This window comes from Dorea formicigenerans (genome assembly GCF_025150245.1).
Lineage (GTDB): Bacteria > Bacillota > Clostridia > Lachnospirales > Lachnospiraceae > Dorea > Dorea formicigenerans.
The window spans coordinates 1172855-1191493 of record NZ_CP102279.1 but is presented as its reverse complement, the minus strand read 5'-3'; the positions used below and the strand labels follow the sequence as shown (position 1 = coordinate 1191493).

Here is an 18639-nt window from a genome sequence, read left to right as displayed (position 1 = left end):
CACTCTTATTAATCCAGATCAATATAATCTACCTGGAATGTGTCATCCTTCTCAGAATGGCTGCGTCTCTCCTTCGGACGCTCACTGAGCAGATCATCTAAATCATCTACCATATCATCCTCTTCTTCCTCATCCATCACAAATGATTCGAAGTTCTCATCTTCATATAAAGACATATCCGTAATGGTATTAAAATCATCGAATTTCACTGTACGAAGCGGTGCTTCTCTGACTTCATCAAATTCCTCTTCTTCGAAGTCATCATCTGCATAATCATCTTCGTCATCATAACGCTTGCTATCATAACGATCGTCATCATAATCGTCATCATCGTCAAATTCGTCATCATCGTAGTCATCGAAATCATCTTCGTCTACGACTTTTTTCTTTTTGCCCTTCTTAGGAGCCGGCTGAGCTTTCTTTTTATTTTTTTTCTTCGGAGCCGGTTCCGGTTCTTCCTCTTCTAAGTCAATTCCATACTCATCATACAGATCATCCAGCTCAATATCACGGTTACGAAGCTTCACACGAACCACAATCAAACGGATAATGAGAAGAAGTAAAATAACAATAAAGATAATCGTAAATACTTTAAAATGTCCGTCAATCACATTCTGCATCTTGTCAAAGAAGCCATTTGCCTTTTTCTTAGCATTGCTTGCTCCGGTATCCTGCTTTACATCACATCTCTGATACGTATTCTCCTGAGAATCATACTCGTAGAAATTCTTCGTACCATTGTTGTTTACAGCATACATCAGATAAAATCCATCTTTGTCATTATCCTGCCATACAGAGAATTCCTGTCCGTTCAGCGTCAGTGTTGTCTGCACATAATTAGATGGCAGCTTCACACTTGTATCACTTAACAGAACAATCGTTGTTGTATCGGAAATATCAATCTCTTCATATGGTGCAAATGTTGCATTTGAATCATCATATAAGAAGAAATTGGAATTACCATCCGCTGATGTCAGATAAGCAAGGTAAATACCATTTGTCTCGTTATAAGCCATTGGGCGGTCAGCGCCCTCATAATTCATTGTTGTCTTTGTAAATCCTGCCGGAACAGAAGCTTCTACAAAATCACTCAGCGTATAAGATGTACCGTTCACCTCAACTGTAACATCGCCACTAGCTGCTGTGTCAGCACCTTCTGCTGCCTGAGTATCATCCACGATCTTAGAAGGATCTCCGGCAGCGATTGTCACTGTAGATTTTCCTTCTGTCAACTTAACCTCTGAACCAGAACTGGATTTCACATCCTGAGATGCTACCGTAATCTCTGTGGAACCTTCTTTCAGTGCCTGGAATGTCATGGTAAATGACACTTCTGAAGAACCGCCATCTCCTGAGTATGTCAGGGTTCCATCACCACCGGTCACTCCATCGCCGGAATTAAACTTCAATGCACTGGCATCATAAGAAAGTGTTACTGATGAACTTCCAAGAGATCCACTGCTGGATTTTAAAACACATTTTACGTCTACCATATCTCCCACAGCCGTACTCGGATCTGCAAAAGAAATTCTACCGCCAGCTGCATGGGATGTCAGTGTCACGCTGGTAGCCAGCACACATACACAGGCAACTGCAGCCAGTACTTTCTTTAAAAACTTCATGTACTTTACCTCTTTTTTCTATAGTTTCTGTATTTTAAGAATGGTTATACATTATTCTGCACTTTCACCACCGGAAGATTCTCCGCCGCCGGAGCTGCTGCCACCAGATTCACTTCCGCCACCGGAACTGCTGCCACCAGAGCTGCTTCCGCCAGATTCACTTCCGCCACCGGAGCTACTGCCTGAACTACTGTTGCCGGAGCCGCCGCCTGATCCGCTGTCTGATTTACTGCCACCGGAGCTTCCACTGCCAGAGGAATTGCCGCTACCGGAGCCTCTACTTGAAGTTCCTGAAGATTTATTGGAACTACTTCCTGATGAACCCTTAGAAGAACTGTTGGAGCTGTCATCGTAATAACTGTCATTATCTTTTGTTGTACCTTTACCAACATCAGTTGCTTTCTTTTTAACACCTGCATCAATACTCAGCACAACATCTGATGGGGTGTAGCCATCATCTCCAAAGAAGAATTGATGAAGCTGTTGCACATCTCCTGCTAAATCAGTAGGAAGTACGGAACTTCCAATTCCACTTAATGTTCCAGTTGATTTATTAAATGGGAATCCCGTAGTCTCTCCCAATGTATACTTTTTAAAATCTTTTGCATAAGAAAGAATTTCCGGTAATGTAAAGTTAGTACCTACCTCTGCAAATACGTCGTCTGCAATTTTATTGATTGTTGCAAGATTAGCTGCCTGTAATTTTTCTACAATCTTCTCAATCACAAAGCGCTGACGCTCAGTTCTTTTGAAGTCATCGCCTTTCGTGTAACGAATACGACAGAAAGAAGTAGCCTGAACACCATCTAGATGATGCACCCCAGCACCAACCAAGTCTTCTTCAAATGGACGTCCTGTTACTACAGCAGTCTCATCACAATACATGTTCGTATACTTAACTTCTTCTTCTGTAAGTTCAATATCCAGACCACCGAGTGTATCAATCACATCAATCATAGCATTAAAATTCACTGCAACATAATGTTCAATATTCAAATCCAGATTTTTGTTCAACAGTGCAACTGCCTCTTCTACTCCTCCAAAGGAATATGCTGCATTCGCTTTATTGTATGTACCATCTGACTGTTGCAAAATCGTATCACGATATACGGAACTAATCTTTACTTCTCCAGTCTCCTGATTCAAGCTTGCGATCATGATTGTATCACTTCTGGTACCTTTTCCCAAAGAAGCCTCTCTGGAATCCACTCCAAATAACGCAACATTTAAGTATCCCGTCTTATGTTCTACTTCTTTATTAATTTCCAGCTTATTCACATCTAGCTTCTGGACTTCCATCTTGTCTACCTTGCTGGTCACATAAGCCGCTGCCGCTGCTCCTCCACCAATCACGAGTACTAATAGTATGCTAACAGCAATCACACCAATCTTCTTACCTAACGACCAGGTAGAAAATCCTCTTTTTTTTCTTCTACCTCTATGTACCTTACGATTACTTCTTCTTTTCTTAGCCATCGAAACTTCCTTTCTTTGAACAGAATTAAACAGATTAATAATATCCTATTTTTTTACAAATTTCAACAGAAATTATGTTTCTTAAGATTTTTTCCAGTATTTTGGACTTGATGTACATTTTAATACGAGCCATTTTGGTAATTTTTCATATCTCTTTCCTAAGAAATATCCCATATATTTACATCCTGACTGATATATCAAATTCCATATTCTTAAAGGTTGTCCGCTCCGGATCAGGTATTTTGCAGTCGCTTTTACCATACGGATTCCTTCTCCTTCTGACGGAACTCCTTCAAACACTTCCGGATGTTGCGCCTGTGACACTGCAAGATCAAAATTACGATGAAACTGTTGGTTTCCCGTATAATTATGTGAATGTATCACTTTCGCTTCTGCCACATATGCCACCTTATCTCCAGCTAATATCCTCTTTCCGGCAAAAATCATATCTTCATTAAATATAGTTGGATCTTCAAATCCTCCTGCACTCAAAAGATAGTTTCTTCGATAAGCTGCACATACATCTGAGCAAAAAAATGTTTTAATTCCAAGCTGTGATAAATCAACTTTTGATTTGATTCTGCTTTTTTCCGGGTAATTAAACCTTCTTGTATATCTTTCTATTATATTGCAATCCTCTCTTGGCAATTGTCTTCCATATGCAATCCCAATCTCTGGATTACTTTTAAATATTTCCACAAATCTTTCGATCAACTGATTATCTGCCGGAATCGCATCCTGCGTCATATAGAGAACAATATCTGCCTGTGAAATACTAGCTCCCATATTTCTTGTTCCCCCATGATCAAACTCTTCTTGTCTGATGTGAGTAACTTCAATCTGATATGGTTCTGATTCAAGCATTTGTGGAAATTCTCCTACTTCCGTATTAATTATGATAATTTTATGAATCGGATATTCCTGCTTTTGTAACTTGCTAATTAATTGTCTAAACTCACTTCCCGGTCTGTATGTTGGAATAATTACATCCAGCTGCATTTAAAAATCCCCTTTATTTACTATTTTGCTTTTCTGAAGTGTCCGATTCTTCTCCTCCACTCTTATAAGTAAAGTCTGTAGTTTCTTTATAAGTTTCCGGATCAACCCCTGTCAATTCTATAATTGCATCATTTGCTTCTTTCACTTCATCAGAAGGATCATAATCTTCTTTTCCAAATAAAAATTGATGTAATTCTGTTACATTTTTAGCCAATCCAACTGGAGCGACATAAGACCCTTTGTGTCCTTTTACATTGTCACATGTTGTCACTTCAAATGGGAATCCAGACATCTCACTAAGTTTGTAATTTGTTGCTTTTGATGCAAGCGCCAGGAAATTACCTGTTGTCAGATTTGTAGAAATCTGTGGAACGATTTCATTAATCAACTTGTTCAATGTAATCACGTTTGCACTCTGTGCTTTTTCAACTATTTTTTCTAATACAATTCTCTGACGATGTGTTCTCTCAAAATCCATTCCGCTTGTATATCGAATTCTCGTATACGCTACTGCCTGAATACCATCTACGTGATGTGTTCCTGCTCCTTTAAGTCTGGAAGTTTCACGACCTACTACAATTTCAGTTTCATCGCAATACATATTGGTATATTTAATTTCATCTTCTGTAAAATCGAGATCAATTCCGCCCAACGCATCTATAATATCTGCCAATGCATTGAAGTTGACGCTGATATATTTTTCAATATCAAGATCTAAATTACGATTCATAAGCGCAATTGCTTCGGCTGGTCCTCCCATACGGTATGCAGAATTAGCTTTCTGATATTTCCCATTTTCCTGCTTCAAAAGTGTATCTCGATAGAGTGAAATTAATTTCACCTCATTGGTCTTATTATTAATACTGGCTATCATCATACAGTCACTCTGTACTCCGCCATCCAGCTCGCCTTCTCTGGAATCCAGACCAAATAATGCAATATTCGTATAATCTCCTGTACTCTTATAAATATTAAGATCATCTGTGTTCAGCGTAGTCGTATCCATCTTATCCATAACGAACATTCCATAAGCTACAACTCCAAGACCTGCCAGGATTAACAATTCAACCATAATAATGATGATCCTTTTTCTGCGTTTCTTTTTAAGCCTGCGTTCACGTTCCAATCTTTGCTGTCTTTTATTCAATCTCTTTCTATCCATACTTCCACTCCCCTTATTCGAGTCTTCCCATTTCCTGTTTAATATGCGTTCCTGTTAATAAAGCCTTTAAAAAATGTCAGGAAAATAATTTTAAAATCAAATCCCATTGTCCAGTTTTCAATATAATAAAGATCAAATTCTATACGCTTCTGAATAGATGTATCTCCCCTGTATCCATTCACCTGCGCCCAACCTGTAAGTCCAGGTCTTACCTGATGCTTAATCATATATCTTGGGATTTCCTCTTTGAATTTTTCAACAAATTGCGGTCTTTCCGGTCTTGGTCCGACAAGACTCATGTCTCCTATTAATATATTAAAAAGCTGTGGCAATTCATCAATACTTGTCTTACGAATAAATCTTCCAATTGGTGTCACACGTGGATCATTTTTCGTCGTCCAGCCTTTCTTTTCATCTTTTTCATCCTGAACAACCATAGAACGGAACTTATACATATAAAACGGACGATTATGCTTTCCAATTCTTTCCTGTTTAAAAATAAGTGGTCCCGGTGAAGTTACTTTAATAATAATTGAAGTAACAAGCATTACCGGTGAAAACAATATAATCGCAACCAATGCTCCCAAAATATCCACACAACGCTTTGCCACTGCGTTTAACATATTATTCAAAGGTACCCGTCGAATATTTATGACCGGCATTCCCATCAAATCTTCGGTGTACGGTTTTGTCGGAATAATATTATTATAATCCGGAACAAATTTCGTATGCACACCAGACTTTTCGCACATATTAACAATCCGTCCCAGTTTATGATACTCAGCCAGTCCAAGCGTAATTACAATCTCATCCAATTGGTTCTGCGGAAGAATTTCTGCCAGTTTATCTGTTCCGCCAAGAATCTTTATTCCTCGATATTCCTCTCCTTCAGGCTTATTATCTGCCAATATTCCTTTTACAATATATCCCCATTCTGGATGTGTTACCACGCGATCCAGATATCCTTCTGCTGCACGGCTATATCCGACCAACAAGATATGTTTCTGATTATATCCCTGCTTTCTATACTTTCTGAGAATCCATCGTAACACATTTCTAAACCCTATCTCAGCAACTACATTTACACAGAAAAATACAAACAACATCTTTCTGGAATAATCTGTCATTTTTGCGAGATAAAGTATTAGAATAAATACTAAGAGACCAATAATATTAGCCTGTACGATATGCCACGCTTCAATTCTTCTTCCCTGTCCACGCTTTGGAGTATACAATTGGAACGCATAATATAGAATCAAATAGATAGGTACTACAAACACTAGCACTTTCATATATTGGCTCAAAGAAAGATACCATGAAGACAGCGCGAATAATCCACTTTTAAAACGGATAAACCACGCTGCTCCATAAGAAAATATAATAATAAGTGCATCTATCAACACATGTAATCTATTAAATAACTTTTGATTATCTTTAATCACAATTTTCACCTGACTTTTCAAAATATAGCTCTTTATTCTACAAATTATACTATATCTTTAAATTGTCTACAACCCTAATCAGATGCATAATTCTTAACATTTCTTTAATATTTACGTAATATTTTTATATAATTTTCATTCAAATATTGAATAATTTCATTCATACGCTCTGCTTTTTGATTCTTCAATACCTTATAAACCATCCTTTTTAGTTTATAATATCTGTATTCAAAACGAATCTTCTTCTTATAATCCAGTCCATATTTTTTTCCATAATAAATACAAGAATCCATTTCGTGCCCAATCATATTCATAGACATCGGCGTACTCTTCTTTTCCAGATGAATCATTCGAATTCCTGGTTCATACACAATCTTACAATCTTTTTGCACCTTTCGAAGTCTTCGAATCAAATCCGGCTCCTCATAATACATAAAAATATTCTCATCAAATTTTCCCGCCTCACAAAAAGCATCTCGTCTTACAAACAAATCTGCCCCAGCAATATACATGTTCTTTTCATCATAACGGTCTTTCCGATTCCATAATTTTAATGACCATTTTTTTATTATAGAAGGCTTGTAATCAAAGTAAAATGAAAAGCCCGGTTTTAGATCTTCAAACAAAAGTTTCCCTCCCATGAGCATCAGATCTTTTTCCTTCTGGAATTTCTCCCAGACTTTTTTAAATATTGGTTCAATTAAAATAATATCCGGATTCAAAAATGCAAGGATTTCCCCGGTTGATATATCTACTCCCTGATTATTGCCGGCACCAAATCCTCGATTGTCCGATGGAATATATCGATAATTTTTATATTGTGATTTTACTAAATCTCGTTCTATTCTTTCATCTTCTGGACTATTGTCTACCACAATCACTTCCAACTCATCTTCAATATCATTGTATTTTGCAATAGAATCCAAACATTTCACAAGAATGTCTCCACTTTTATAAGCTACGATAATGACCGAAATTTTCATTTCTAGACTCCCTTTTCATAAATCTGCAGCAGATTTTTAATGTATACATCATTTGAATAACTTTTTTCATCGAACAATTCAAATGTATTACATGACATCTTCGCTACGATTTCATCATTCGCCATCTTGGCAATTGCGCTGCACATTTCTTTTCTATCTGCTTTTACAATCAAACCATTTTTTTCTGTCACAATATTATCAACTGCCGCACTGCAGTCTGTCACGATACATGGAATACCATAAGCTTGAACTTCCGGTACCGTAAGTGGTGATCCCTCATACCATCTTGACGGAAATATCAGACATCTGCTTTTTTCAATCCATTGATCTATCTGTGCTTTTTCCAGCCAGCCTGTAAACGTAATGTCTGGATACTTTTTTTCCAAATCTTTTTTTAATCCGCCATCTCCGACTACAACTGCTTTTACTCCCGCATTTTCTACTGCCTCACAGAAAAGTGGTACTCCTTTTTCTTCAGATACTCGCCCAATGTACAGATATATCTCATTCTTTTCTGCCAATACTCGTTTTCTTTCTGAAAATGTACTTGGGTTTTTTAGCATAAACTGCCACTTAGGTTCGCCAAAACGTCTCACCAATTGCTTTTTTTCAAATTCAGATATAAATATATACCGAATATTTTTGCAATTTCGCATAACCCGATTCTGCCTGAACTGCCTCATGCATCTCCAGACTTTATAATAATAATGTCTGGAATCACAATTGCAAACAACACAATTTAAAGACATTGGCTTCCTCTCACAGATTTCATTTTTTACATAATCGTAGCAGCCTCCATTTGGACATGTAAGAAAATAATCATGCACAGTCAAAAATACTGGTATATTTTTTTTATCCGCAATAGCAAAGATTGCACTGGATAACACTTTTGTCCATGTATGCACATGGATAATTGTTTCATTTTCTTTCAAAGTATTTAATAAATCTTCCAGCAATTTTCCAGCTTTTCGATTATAAATTCCTTTTTTCATAGCATCTAATTTGCTTGGATTTCCGAGCAGATCATACATTCCCAGCGAAATCACCTGTACAGAACTTTGAACTAACTCCTGGCATGGTTCACCACAACCTGCAAAAAAATAAACCTTCAGGTTACTTCGCTTCGACAGCTCAACTGCAGTCTGAACAGCCACTCTGGCTGCGCCTCCTTCTATATAAGCATAATCGCAAACCACTATCACATTTCGTATTGTCATTTTTTACTCCTACTCCAGAATATAAAGTGCCCCCTGTTTTGCATAATTAGAATTGTAATAAGGATCTCCCATTCTTAAAACTTCCTGCCATTCTTTATAAAATCTTTCACGTTCTTCATCATTGATCATACCAGTTTTCATCACATCTTTTGATTCCCAGACTACTGATGCCTGCATGACACATCTTTTCCCATGCATTCTCAGTTTTAAGCAATAATCTGCTGCTGCAAAACTTAATGAAAAATGTTTATTAAATTCGCCTAATTCTTCAAATGTATTTTTGTGTGTCATGAAACAATTCAAAGATAAAATGCTATAATTGCTCATTACTTTTGCCCGAAACATATCTCCATAATCGCAATCTCCAATACCATAATTCGCTTTGCATAAATCCCCATTTGTTCTAAACACAACTCCTACATCTTCTACAGTATGTTTTCGCCCAATCACCTTTCCGCTCACGGCACCAACATTTTGTATCTGTAAAACTCCAGCCATTTGTTGCAATGCGTCTCTTTCTACACTCTCAAGATTTTCTGAAACAAAAAACAGATAAGATCCTCTCGCTTTTTCTGCAAGAGCATTAATTTCTTCAACGCTTATTCCTGCAGAAGCTAAAATTTCCAAATTCGAATAATCTTTTCTTTTGAACCACTCTGAACATCTTTTCTTTTTTTCATCATCTTCCCCATATATAATCACAGATATCAAAGGCTGCTTTATCATCTTGTATTCTGTGTGATATAGTCCCAGTCGCTCCATATGCTCTACATTAGCCTGAATACCAACTCTCTCATAATGTGATTGAATTGCTTTCTTGCCCGCATCGTACGCATACATTTTACTTGTTGGATCTCCTGCTACTGAGCCTCCATGCATCCTCCAGTGATACAAAACTTTAGAAACGTGTCCTACGTTTTTTGCAAGTTCTACACACCGAAAGATAAAATCATAATCCTGAGATCCATCATATTCCTTTCTGAATCCTTCCAACCGATCTACAATTGATTTTTTAGCCACAAAAAAGTGAGTGATATAATTATTAGCACATAACAATTCCGGGCTGTAATCCGGTTTAAACACTGGCTTTTTATAATCGTGACTATTTTCTGAGATTTTATCCTCATCTGTGTACAACACATCATAATCATAGTCATTAATTGCCTTTACAATCTCATATAAAGCGTCTGGCGTCAGCATGTCATCATGGTCAAATAACCCGATATACTCTCCTGTAGCGAGCGCTAGTGCCTGATTTGTGTTCTCTGCAATTCCCTGATTTTCTTCCAGATAAACTACTTTAATTCTTTTATCTTCCATGGAATAACGATTCAATTCTTCTCTGACACGAATGACTTTTGTGTCATTTTCATCTCCATTCAAACTTCCATCTGCAATACATAGTTCCCACTTTTCATAAGATTGTTTTCTTACCGAATCAATCATATCTTTCAAAAAAGGAATCGGAGTCTGGTATGTCGGCACAACAATACTAATAAGAGGCTGAACAGAAAATTCAACCTCTCTTTGACGCATCAGCTCTTCTTTTGTCGGGCAATGCTCTTCATACCACTCTTTATAACTCTTTCCTGCCGGAAAAGCTTTTGCTTTCGCAAGCGTCCAAAATCTGCTGACACCATTTCTACGAATATATTCAAAACCTTTTTTTACATTCTCTTTATTCAATCTTTCGCTGATTTGCTTTACATTCATCTTTTTATTCTTACCTTCTGACATGTACATTCAATCGGAAATCTTTTTCATCCAGCCTGAAATTAGGATTATAATTAGGATCGCCTTTTTCTAATTCCTTTCCCCAACGTTCTTCAAAAAGTGCTACCTCCGAATCAAAACGTTTCACCTTTTCACGAGAATCTTCTAAACCTCTTGATTTAGATTCATAATGTGTCAGTCTTGCATATGGGGTATAAACAATCAGATATCCCGCCTTCCGGATTTTCATACATAAATCCACATCATTAAACGCAACCGCATACTCCGGCTCAAATTTACCAACTTCAAAGAAAACCTTTTTTTTCACCATCATACATGCCGCCGTTACTGCACTTAAATCCTGAATCATATGAACTCTTCCCATATGCCCTAACGTTTCTTCTGCTTCGGCTGCATAAGGATGTCCCGCAATTCCTCCGAGCCCAACAATCACACCTACATGTTGAATTGTTCCATCTTCATAAAATAAGCGGGCTCCGACAGCTCCTACCTCTGGTCTGCTGCAATGTATGAGCATTTCCTCAAGGCAATCCGGATTCTGGATCTCCGTATCATTATTCAGGAATAAAATATACTCTCCTTTTGCATACTGCACTCCATAGTTATTGATTTTCGGATAATTAAAACCTTTTTCTTTCCAATAAACTACTTTGGCTCTTGAACATTTTGCTTCCAATTCTTTATAGTAGGCAAATGTCTGTTCTTCTGTACTGTTATTTTCGACAATGATATATTCTCGATTGTCATAGGAACTCTTTTTTTCCAAAGAATCAATACATTTTTTTAAATCTTCCACATGATCTTTATTAGGAATTACAATGGAAATAAGCGGTGTTTCTTCCATCGAATATCTGACACGATAAATCCCTCTATACTCTGTCTTTTCTACATTCCCTTTTATATTCATTCTCTTCAGATGCATATCAATTGCTTTGCGTTCTTGTTCGTCACACACTTGAACATGCTCTACATTCCTGTGATACAACACTTTTGCAATATGATGGATTGAGTGTTTTTCTTCTATGCATCGAAATATAAAGTCATACTTCCAGTCAATTTGTCCATTCCAACTTTCCAAACACTCCTCAAACAATTCCTGGCAAAGTTTCTTTTTTACCAATAAAAAATTATGAATATAATTACAACTTCTAAGCATATCTAGATTTAAATCCGGCTTTATAGCTGGTTCTTCATATTCTGTCTCATTTTTTATTATATCATCATCAGAATAAATTGCTTCAATTGTTCTGTCTGCATTCAATGACTTCACACACTGAAAGAATGCATCCACTGAAAGTTCATCTTCCGGCTGCGTAATCAACACATACTCTTCTTTCGCTTCTTTCAGAATTTCCACTACATCATTTAATTCTCTTATTTTGCAAAGCTTCCACCTTGAATAAGTCTGATTTTTCAAAGAGTCAGCCAGTCGATGAAATCCACTCTTATTCTCCAGCACAATTACCAAAATCTCCGGCATATATGGAAATGTTGTTTCTCGCTGTATTTTGAGCACCTGCTTTGTCGGCTTTGTTTTCTGATACCATGTCATATAATCTACACGAGACTGTCCTGTCAATTTATCCATAATACGGACTATCGTTGCATGTAATCCATATCGTTTATAATAAGTATTTATATTCTTCCAAAATTCTGACATATTCATTCTGCCTTCCATATGATTCTCAAAGCTCTACTTTCCAGCAAGCATCTTTCCAAGCTCAGCGCTGAATCTTTCAGCTTCATCTTCATACATATGTCCTTCATAATCTGAAAATCCATTCAACGATTTATCCAGACTTTCTGTATCTATATAATTGTAATTATAATATGGAATCCCCTGTTTTGCCATATATTCCGCAAAATATGCATTCGCCTCTTCAAAGTTGTCCTGATACTTCTCCATTGTTTCCTGTGGAATCGGTGTTGTAATTACCACAAGCTCTATATTATTTTCTTCGCATAATTTCTTAAGTTTTTCAAAATATTCTTTTACTTCCGGCAAAATTTCCTGTCTGTCCCAGAGTTTCAAATTATCCTCTGTCTTCACGGCATCTGTTCTGTGAATACTGACATGCCCTTTTCCTCCATAGTTCTGAACATCACTATTCCAGAAAGAATCGTCAAAGTTTTTATATGCTTCCCCAAGCTTTGTCTTGATTCTTTCAAATGGGTTTTTCAATCCGGTTCTACAAAGATACCATGGAAAAATTGTCATTCTCCAGTCTTGTCCCCACAGCAGTTGATGATAATACTCTGCTTTTACCAATGATTTTGGAAACTCGTCATACATTTCTCTATATTCTGCACCCTTGCTTTTTTCTGCCACCCAATAACCTGGATCCAGTTCATAAACCACTCGTTTCGGATGACCGACACGTATTGCTTCTTTTACGATAAAATAACTATCTGAAAGATACTCGCCCCCAAGACACATATTGATACTGTTACCGCCAGTATACTGATCTACAACTTCCGGCGCAATTGCAGCTTTTCCATGAGAAGTTCCTACAAATATATCTGTGTACTCCTCGCCGTTTTCCAGATTATGCATATCAAATCGAAAAAAGCTATACGGTTTTGCCGCAAAGCAAAGCATTTCATTCACACAAATAATAATTATCATCAAAATTACCGGACTGACAAGTTTTTTAAAATTGTGCATAAATAAAACCTCCTGCTGTATCTGGCATTCTGCCAAGCAATGGCATTGCAAAAATCATTGCAAGATAAATTGCCCAACGAATTACCCATATCTTTGTAGAAAGAGACTGTCGAATCTTCGTTCCTCGTTCCTGTAAAAAACTGACTACAAAGCAAATTGCACAACATACTAACAGCACAGCAATAAATACAGGTGTATACTTTAAATTCATCTGCCCAAACTGTATATTTAATATCTGTGCAGGTTCAAAATATGTTACAGAATTTTTCATCATTGTAAGAGCCTGTGGAATTGTGTCCGCCCGATCAAAGTACCAGCTTATATTCACAAGTAGAAATGTCCGGATAATCTGAAATATATGCCAGCCTGTAGATTTATCGTCAATATGAAGCTTTTTCTTCCACTCTCTGTAATTTTTTGTCATCAGACCACTAAATGCAATAATCACTCCATTATAAATACCATATACTATAAACTTCCAGGCTGCTCCATGCCAGATTCCTACCACAAGGAACACGATCAGATTCGCTACACAGATTGGTAATGCTCTTCCATAAGTTTTTCCAAACTTCTTCTTTGCGAATTTACCGAATTTTCCCATCCAGCCAGATAATGATACCGGGTAGAATACATAATCTTTCATCCATGTTCCCAATGTAATATGCCAGCGATGCCAAAAATCTGTAATAGAAACCGCAAAATACGGACGTTTAAAGTTTTCATCCATCTCTACGCCAAATAATTCTGCCACACCAATAACTACATCTACACCTCCTGAAAAGTCCGCATAGAGCTGTGCAGAATATGCCAGTACACCTAATATTGCAATTCCATTATAAGTCTGATACTGATTAAAAATTGCATCAACAAATACTGCTGCTGTATCTGCAATCAACATTTTCTTAAAAAATCCCCAAATTATCCGCTGAACACCACGTTCAATTCTCTGCCAGTCAAATTCATGTTCTGCGTACAAGGTCTTTGTCAATCGGTCAAATCTGCCAATCGGTCCCTGCAAAATCTGAGGGAAGAAAGAAACAAACAAAGCAAAACGAAATACATTTTTTTCCGGTTCGCAACGGTTCCAATAAACATCTAAAATATACCCTGCTGACTGAAATGTGTAAAAAGACAATCCAATTGGAAGTAATAAATGAAATGGGCCAAAATCTGTATGAAATAACTGATCAATATTCTGTACAATAAAATTCGTATACTTCAATACTCCTAACAGACCAAACACAAATAGAAGGGCAAGTATTAACACGCCCTTCTTTTTTTGCTTCGCATCTTTTTTATGTGCTTCATCTGTCTGATCTATTCGATGAATTACAAGCGCTGTTCCATATGTCACAAGTGTTGTATATAGAATAAACCCTAAATACTGTATTCCGGCAGATGCATAATAAATGTAGCTGAAAAGCAACAGCCACATCCATTGACAGCGTTTCGGAATGATATAATATCCAACTACTGCCACAATCACAAATACCAGAAATTCTATTGATGTTAATGACATAAATATTTCCTCTTACTTAAAAATGAAATGTATCTTTCAGTCCTACCCAGAGCTGATCTTTATCACTTAAGTTCAGTGCTGTTCCATCTTCTAGATGATATCCTTCTGCGGAAGCATTGCCCTTATACTCCCCTACAAGCTGTGGCCATTCTACACCAATCTCAGGGTCGTTCCATGCGAGACCACCTTCATCTCCTGGATGATAGAAGTCTGTACACTTGTAGCAGAACTCTGCAATCTCACTTAAAACAAGGAATCCATGAGCAAATCCTTCCGGAATATAGAACTGTTTCTTGTTCTCTTCTGTCAGCTCTACACCGAACCATTTTCCGTATGTCTCACTGTCACTTCTAAGATCAACAGCTACGTCAAATACTGAACCTTTTACGACACGTACAAGTTTTCCCTGCGGGAATTCTTTCTGGAAATGTAATCCGCGAAGAACACCTTTTGTAGAACAAGACTGATTGTCCTGTACGAACTGCATCGTAAGTCCTGCCTCTTCCATATCCTTCTGATTGTATGTCTCCATAAAGTATCCTCTTGCATCACCATGAACCGTTGGCTCAATGACACAAAGTCCCTTTATTCCACCTGCATTTTTTTCTACTTTAATCTGTCCCATCTTACATATCTCCTTTTGTGTGATTATGATGCATACGGGCACACATATATTATGTGTACCCGTCCATTTCATTTTCACTCTTTTTATTCGTCTTACAATGCCTCTTATCTGAGTCTATGCGAATCTTCACAAAGCTTTTAGAGTTCGTCTATGTTCAACTCTTTCAGATAACGTCCAAGTGCATCCTGCCAGGTCGGAAGTGGTGTAAAGCCATTCTCCACCAGTTTTTTCTTATCCAGTCTGCTGTTAAATGGTCTTGCAGCTTTGGACACTCCATACTCTGCAGTTGTAACCGGATTAACTGTAATTCTGTCTTCTCCGTACTCTGTATGTCCCTGTTCTACAGCCTGACGGAAGATTTCTTTTGTAAAATCATACCAGCTGATGTATCCGCCTTCGTTTGTCGCATGATAATAACCATACTTATCTGTCTCGATCATGTCTACAAGCAGTCTTGCCAGATCAAATGTGTAAGTCGGTGTACCAATCTGATCATTCACTACACGAAGTTTATCATGATTTTTTCCAACTTTCAACATGGTCTTTATAAAGTTGTTACCATTCTTTCCAAATACCCACGCAATTCTCACGATGAAGTATTTGTCCAGTGTCTCAGAAACTGCCAGCTCTCCGTCCAGTTTTGACTGTCCGTAAACATTTAACGGCTGATAATCCTTGCAGTCCGGCTGCCATGGTTCTTCTCCCTGACCATTGAATACATAGTCCGTACTGGTATAGACCATCTTACTGTCAAGCTTCTTACATACTTCCGCAATATTTTTCGTTCCTTCTGCGTTTACTGCATGAACCTTATCCTTTTTATCCTCATCTTCTGCAAGGTCAACTGCCGTCCATGCTGCACAATGTATCACTGCGTCCGCATTTACTTCTGTAAGAACTTTCTCTACAGATGCTTTATCTGTAATGTCCATCTGCACATATGGCATAGATACAACCGGTGTACCGTCCTGGATTCCATTATAGCTTTCCGCGATATCGGAACCGATTCCTTCGTAGCCACGCTTTGCCAGTTCATTCATCACATCATGTCCGAGCTGACCAGCTACTCCAGTTACCAGTACTTTCATTATTTCATTCCCTCCCGGTTTGCATACATTTTCTCATAGTAATTCTGATACTCTCCGGAAATGATCGTCTCCCACCACTCCTTGTTATCCAGATACCATTGGATTGTCTTTTTGATACCATCTGCAAATTTTGTCTCCGGCAGCCATCCAAGCTCATTGTGAATCTTTGTCGGGTCGATTGCATAACGCATATCGTGTCCTTTACGGTCAGCTACATATGTGATCAAGCTTTCCGGTTTTCCAAGCTCTTTACAGATCATCTTGACGATGTCAATGTTCTTCATCTCGTTGTGTCCACCAACATTGTAAACTTCTCCGACACGTCCGTTATGGATGATCAGGTCGATGGCTCTGCAGTGATCCTCTACATATAACCAGTCACGCACATTTTCACCTTTTCCATACACCGGAAGCGGCTTATCATTCAGTGCATTTGCAATCATAAGCGGAATCAGCTTCTCCGGGAAGTGGTATGGTCCGTAGTTGTTAGAGCATCTGCTGATTGTTACAGGCAGTCCGTATGTTCTGTGGTATGCAAGAACAAGAAGGTCTGCGCCAGCTTTTGATGAGCTGTATGGGCTGCTTGTGTGGATTGGTGTCTCCTCTGTAAAGAACAGGTCTGGTCTGTCCAGTGGAAGATCTCCGTAAACCTCATCTGTAGATACCTGATGATAACGTTTGATACCATATTTTCTGCAAGCGTCCATAAGAACTGCTGTACCTTTGATATTGGTATCCAGGAAAACTTCCGGGTTCTCGATAGAACGGTCTACATGACTCTCTGCTGCAAAGTTTACAACCATGTCCGGATGCTCTTCCTCGAATAATTTGTAAACAGCCTCACGGTCTGTGATGCTCTCTTTTACAAAACGAAAATTCGGGTTGTCCATCACTGGTGCAAGTGTAGATAAGTTACCTGCATATGTCAGGCAGTCTAGACAAACGATACGATAATCCGGGTATTTGTCTAACATGTGAAAAATAAAGTTACTTCCGATAAATCCAGCTCCGCCGGTTACGATAATTGTCATAATTAAAAATCTCCTTTGAATTACTTAGTCAAAATTTATAAAAATTCTTCATTTTTTATTCTAATATCTTAGTACAGATCCTCTCGGTATTTTCCGTCTAAGACATCTTTCAGATATTGACCATACTGGTTCTTTTTCAATACCTCGTAAACTTCTAGAACTTCTTCTTTTGAAATCCATCCGTTTAAGTATGCGATCTCTTCCAGACATGCAATCTTACGATGCTGATGTGTCTCAACTGTCTTTACAAAGTTTGTAGCATCTACAAGGCTCTCGTGTGTACCAGTATCCAGCCATGTAAATCCCTGTCCGAGAAGCTCTACATTCAGGTTACCCTTCTCGAGATATACACGGTTCAGGTCTGTAATCTCTAATTCTCCACGGGCACTTGGTTTCAGGCTCTTTGCATACTCTACAACTTTATTATCATAGAAGTAAAGTCCTGTTACACAGTAGTTGCTCTTTGGATGCTCCGGTTTCTCCTCGATGGAAATTGCTTTTCCTTCGTGGTCGAACTCAACAATACCAAAACGCTCTGGATCATCTACATAGTAGCCAAATACAGTAGCGCCTTTACCTGTCTCAGCATTTTCTACTGCTGCCTTCAGACGCTTGTTCAGTCCGTGTCCTGCGAAAATGTTATCTCCAAGAACCATAGCAACTGTATCATCACCGATAAACTCCTCGCCAATGATAAATGCCTGGGCAAGTCCGTCCGGGCTTGGCTGAACTGCATAAGAAAGATGTACACCAAACTGATGTCCGTCTCCTAACAGCTCTTTGAATCTCGGTGTATCCTGTGGTGTAGAGATGATCAAGATATCACGGATACCTGCATTCATCAGCACAGACATCGGATAATAAATCATCGGTTTATCATAAATAGGTAATAACTGTTTTGATGTTACCATAGTCAGAGGATAAAGACGTGTTCCAGATCCTCCTGCTAAAATAATTCCCTTCATATAGGAACCTCCTCGTAATAAATACAATACATAGTTTAACCATATCTCATAAAGTTATGGCATGTTCATGATTGCATTATAAAAGGTGACCCTAGGTCACCTTCAAGTACT

General features: G+C 38.0%; 15 protein-coding genes. All 15 read right to left on the bottom strand.

The features are described 5' to 3' along the window. Positions 1-8: 8 nt before the first annotated feature. The 15 genes from NQ560_RS05885 to rfbA all read right to left on the bottom strand — a co-directional run bounded on the left by NQ560_RS05885 (position 9) and on the right by rfbA (position 18528). On the bottom strand, positions 9-1622 hold the full coding sequence (locus tag NQ560_RS05885) for a hypothetical protein (RefSeq protein ID WP_005331698.1): 1614 nt from the start codon (positions 1620-1622) through the stop codon (positions 9-11). A 51-nt stretch (positions 1623-1673) separates the two neighbouring features. Then, positions 1674-3098 carry an LCP family protein gene (locus NQ560_RS05880; protein ID WP_005331700.1) on the bottom strand — a complete coding sequence of 475 codons (1425 nt, stop codon included), beginning with the start codon at positions 3096-3098 and terminating at the stop codon, positions 1674-1676. Positions 3099-3179: 81 nt separating this feature from the next. After that, entirely contained in the window at positions 3180-4097 is a 918-nt protein-coding gene (locus NQ560_RS05875; RefSeq protein WP_005331701.1) for a glycosyltransferase family 2 protein, read from the bottom strand. A gap of 13 nt (positions 4098-4110) precedes the next feature. Continuing rightward, positions 4111-5259: an LCP family protein gene (locus NQ560_RS05870; RefSeq protein ID WP_005331702.1), complete on the bottom strand. Its 1149-nt coding sequence runs from the start codon at positions 5257-5259 to the stop codon at positions 4111-4113. 38 nt (positions 5260-5297) lie between these two features. Then, the gene (locus NQ560_RS05865) at positions 5298-6701 is read right to left on the bottom strand and encodes an undecaprenyl-phosphate glucose phosphotransferase (RefSeq protein WP_040015353.1); all 1404 of its coding nucleotides are present in this window, start codon (positions 6699-6701) and stop codon (positions 5298-5300) included. A gap of 104 nt (positions 6702-6805) precedes the next feature. Continuing rightward, complete coding sequence (locus tag NQ560_RS05860) at positions 6806-7684, bottom strand: glycosyltransferase family 2 protein (RefSeq protein WP_005331704.1); 879 nt, start codon at positions 7682-7684, stop codon at positions 6806-6808. A 2-nt stretch (positions 7685-7686) separates the two neighbouring features. Further along, positions 7687-8901 carry a glycosyltransferase family 4 protein gene (locus NQ560_RS05855; RefSeq protein ID WP_005331705.1) on the bottom strand — a complete coding sequence of 405 codons (1215 nt, stop codon included), beginning with the start codon at positions 8899-8901 and terminating at the stop codon, positions 7687-7689. A 9-nt stretch (positions 8902-8910) separates the two neighbouring features. After that, positions 8911-10614, bottom strand: a complete 1704-nt coding sequence (locus NQ560_RS05850; RefSeq protein ID WP_154104212.1) for a glycosyltransferase family 2 protein — start codon at positions 10612-10614, stop codon at positions 8911-8913. A 10-nt stretch (positions 10615-10624) separates the two neighbouring features. Continuing rightward, entirely contained in the window at positions 10625-12313 is a 1689-nt protein-coding gene (locus NQ560_RS05845) for a glycosyltransferase family 2 protein (RefSeq protein ID WP_005331707.1), read from the bottom strand. A gap of 15 nt (positions 12314-12328) precedes the next feature. Then, the gene (locus NQ560_RS05840; RefSeq protein WP_005331708.1) at positions 12329-13300 is read right to left on the bottom strand and encodes a hypothetical protein; all 972 of its coding nucleotides are present in this window, start codon (positions 13298-13300) and stop codon (positions 12329-12331) included. Continuing rightward, entirely contained in the window at positions 13287-14819 is a 1533-nt protein-coding gene (locus NQ560_RS05835; protein ID WP_005331710.1) for an MBOAT family O-acyltransferase, read from the bottom strand. The genes NQ560_RS05840 and NQ560_RS05835 overlap by 14 nt, the downstream gene beginning before the upstream one ends. 16 nt (positions 14820-14835) lie before the next feature. Continuing rightward, complete coding sequence (gene rfbC, locus NQ560_RS05830; RefSeq protein WP_005337866.1) at positions 14836-15444, bottom strand: dTDP-4-dehydrorhamnose 3,5-epimerase; 609 nt, start codon at positions 15442-15444, stop codon at positions 14836-14838. 137 nt (positions 15445-15581) lie between these two features. Continuing rightward, positions 15582-16532 (bottom strand): dTDP-4-dehydrorhamnose reductase, encoded by a 951-nt coding sequence (gene rfbD / locus NQ560_RS05825; protein ID WP_005331714.1) that lies wholly within the window; start codon positions 16530-16532, stop codon positions 15582-15584. After that, on the bottom strand, positions 16532-17563 hold the full coding sequence (rfbB, locus tag NQ560_RS05820) for a dTDP-glucose 4,6-dehydratase (protein WP_005331716.1): 1032 nt from the start codon (positions 17561-17563) through the stop codon (positions 16532-16534). The genes rfbD and rfbB overlap by 1 nt, the downstream gene beginning before the upstream one ends. 68 nt (positions 17564-17631) lie before the next feature. Further along, positions 17632-18528 carry a glucose-1-phosphate thymidylyltransferase RfbA gene (rfbA, locus tag NQ560_RS05815; protein WP_005331718.1) on the bottom strand — a complete coding sequence of 299 codons (897 nt, stop codon included), beginning with the start codon at positions 18526-18528 and terminating at the stop codon, positions 17632-17634. Positions 18529-18639 lie beyond the last annotated feature (111 nt).

Excerpts from the sequence above, each read along its gene's own strand:
- rfbD (WP_005331714.1), bottom strand. The coding sequence starts at position 16,532 with ATGAAAGTACTGGTAACTGGAGTAGCTGGTCAGCTCGGACATGATGTG.
- rfbC (WP_005337866.1), bottom strand. The coding sequence starts at position 15,444 with ATGGGACAGATTAAAGTAGAAAAAAATGCAGGTGGAATAAAGGGACTT.
- NQ560_RS05845 (WP_005331707.1), bottom strand. The coding sequence starts at position 12,313 with ATGGAAGGCAGAATGAATATGTCAGAATTTTGGAAGAATATAAATACT.
- NQ560_RS05860 (WP_005331704.1), bottom strand. The coding sequence starts at position 7,684 with ATGAAAATTTCGGTCATTATCGTAGCTTATAAAAGTGGAGACATTCTT.
- NQ560_RS05870 (WP_005331702.1), bottom strand. The coding sequence starts at position 5,259 with ATGGATAGAAAGAGATTGAATAAAAGACAGCAAAGATTGGAACGTGAA.
- rfbB (WP_005331716.1), bottom strand. The coding sequence starts at position 17,563 with ATGACAATTATCGTAACCGGCGGAGCTGGATTTATCGGAAGTAACTTT.
- NQ560_RS05850 (WP_154104212.1), bottom strand. The coding sequence starts at position 10,614 with ATGAATGTAAAGCAAATCAGCGAAAGATTGAATAAAGAGAATGTAAAA.
- NQ560_RS05855 (WP_005331705.1), bottom strand. The coding sequence starts at position 8,901 with ATGACAATACGAAATGTGATAGTGGTTTGCGATTATGCTTATATAGAA.
- NQ560_RS05835 (WP_005331710.1), bottom strand. The coding sequence starts at position 14,819 with ATGTCATTAACATCAATAGAATTTCTGGTATTTGTGATTGTGGCAGTA.
- NQ560_RS05875 (WP_005331701.1), bottom strand. The coding sequence starts at position 4,097 with ATGCAGCTGGATGTAATTATTCCAACATACAGACCGGGAAGTGAGTTT.
- NQ560_RS05885 (WP_005331698.1), bottom strand. The coding sequence starts at position 1,622 with ATGAAGTTTTTAAAGAAAGTACTGGCTGCAGTTGCCTGTGTATGTGTG.
- NQ560_RS05840 (WP_005331708.1), bottom strand. The coding sequence starts at position 13,300 with ATGCACAATTTTAAAAAACTTGTCAGTCCGGTAATTTTGATGATAATT.
- NQ560_RS05880 (WP_005331700.1), bottom strand. The coding sequence starts at position 3,098 with ATGGCTAAGAAAAGAAGAAGTAATCGTAAGGTACATAGAGGTAGAAGA.
- rfbA (WP_005331718.1), bottom strand. The coding sequence starts at position 18,528 with ATGAAGGGAATTATTTTAGCAGGAGGATCTGGAACACGTCTTTATCCT.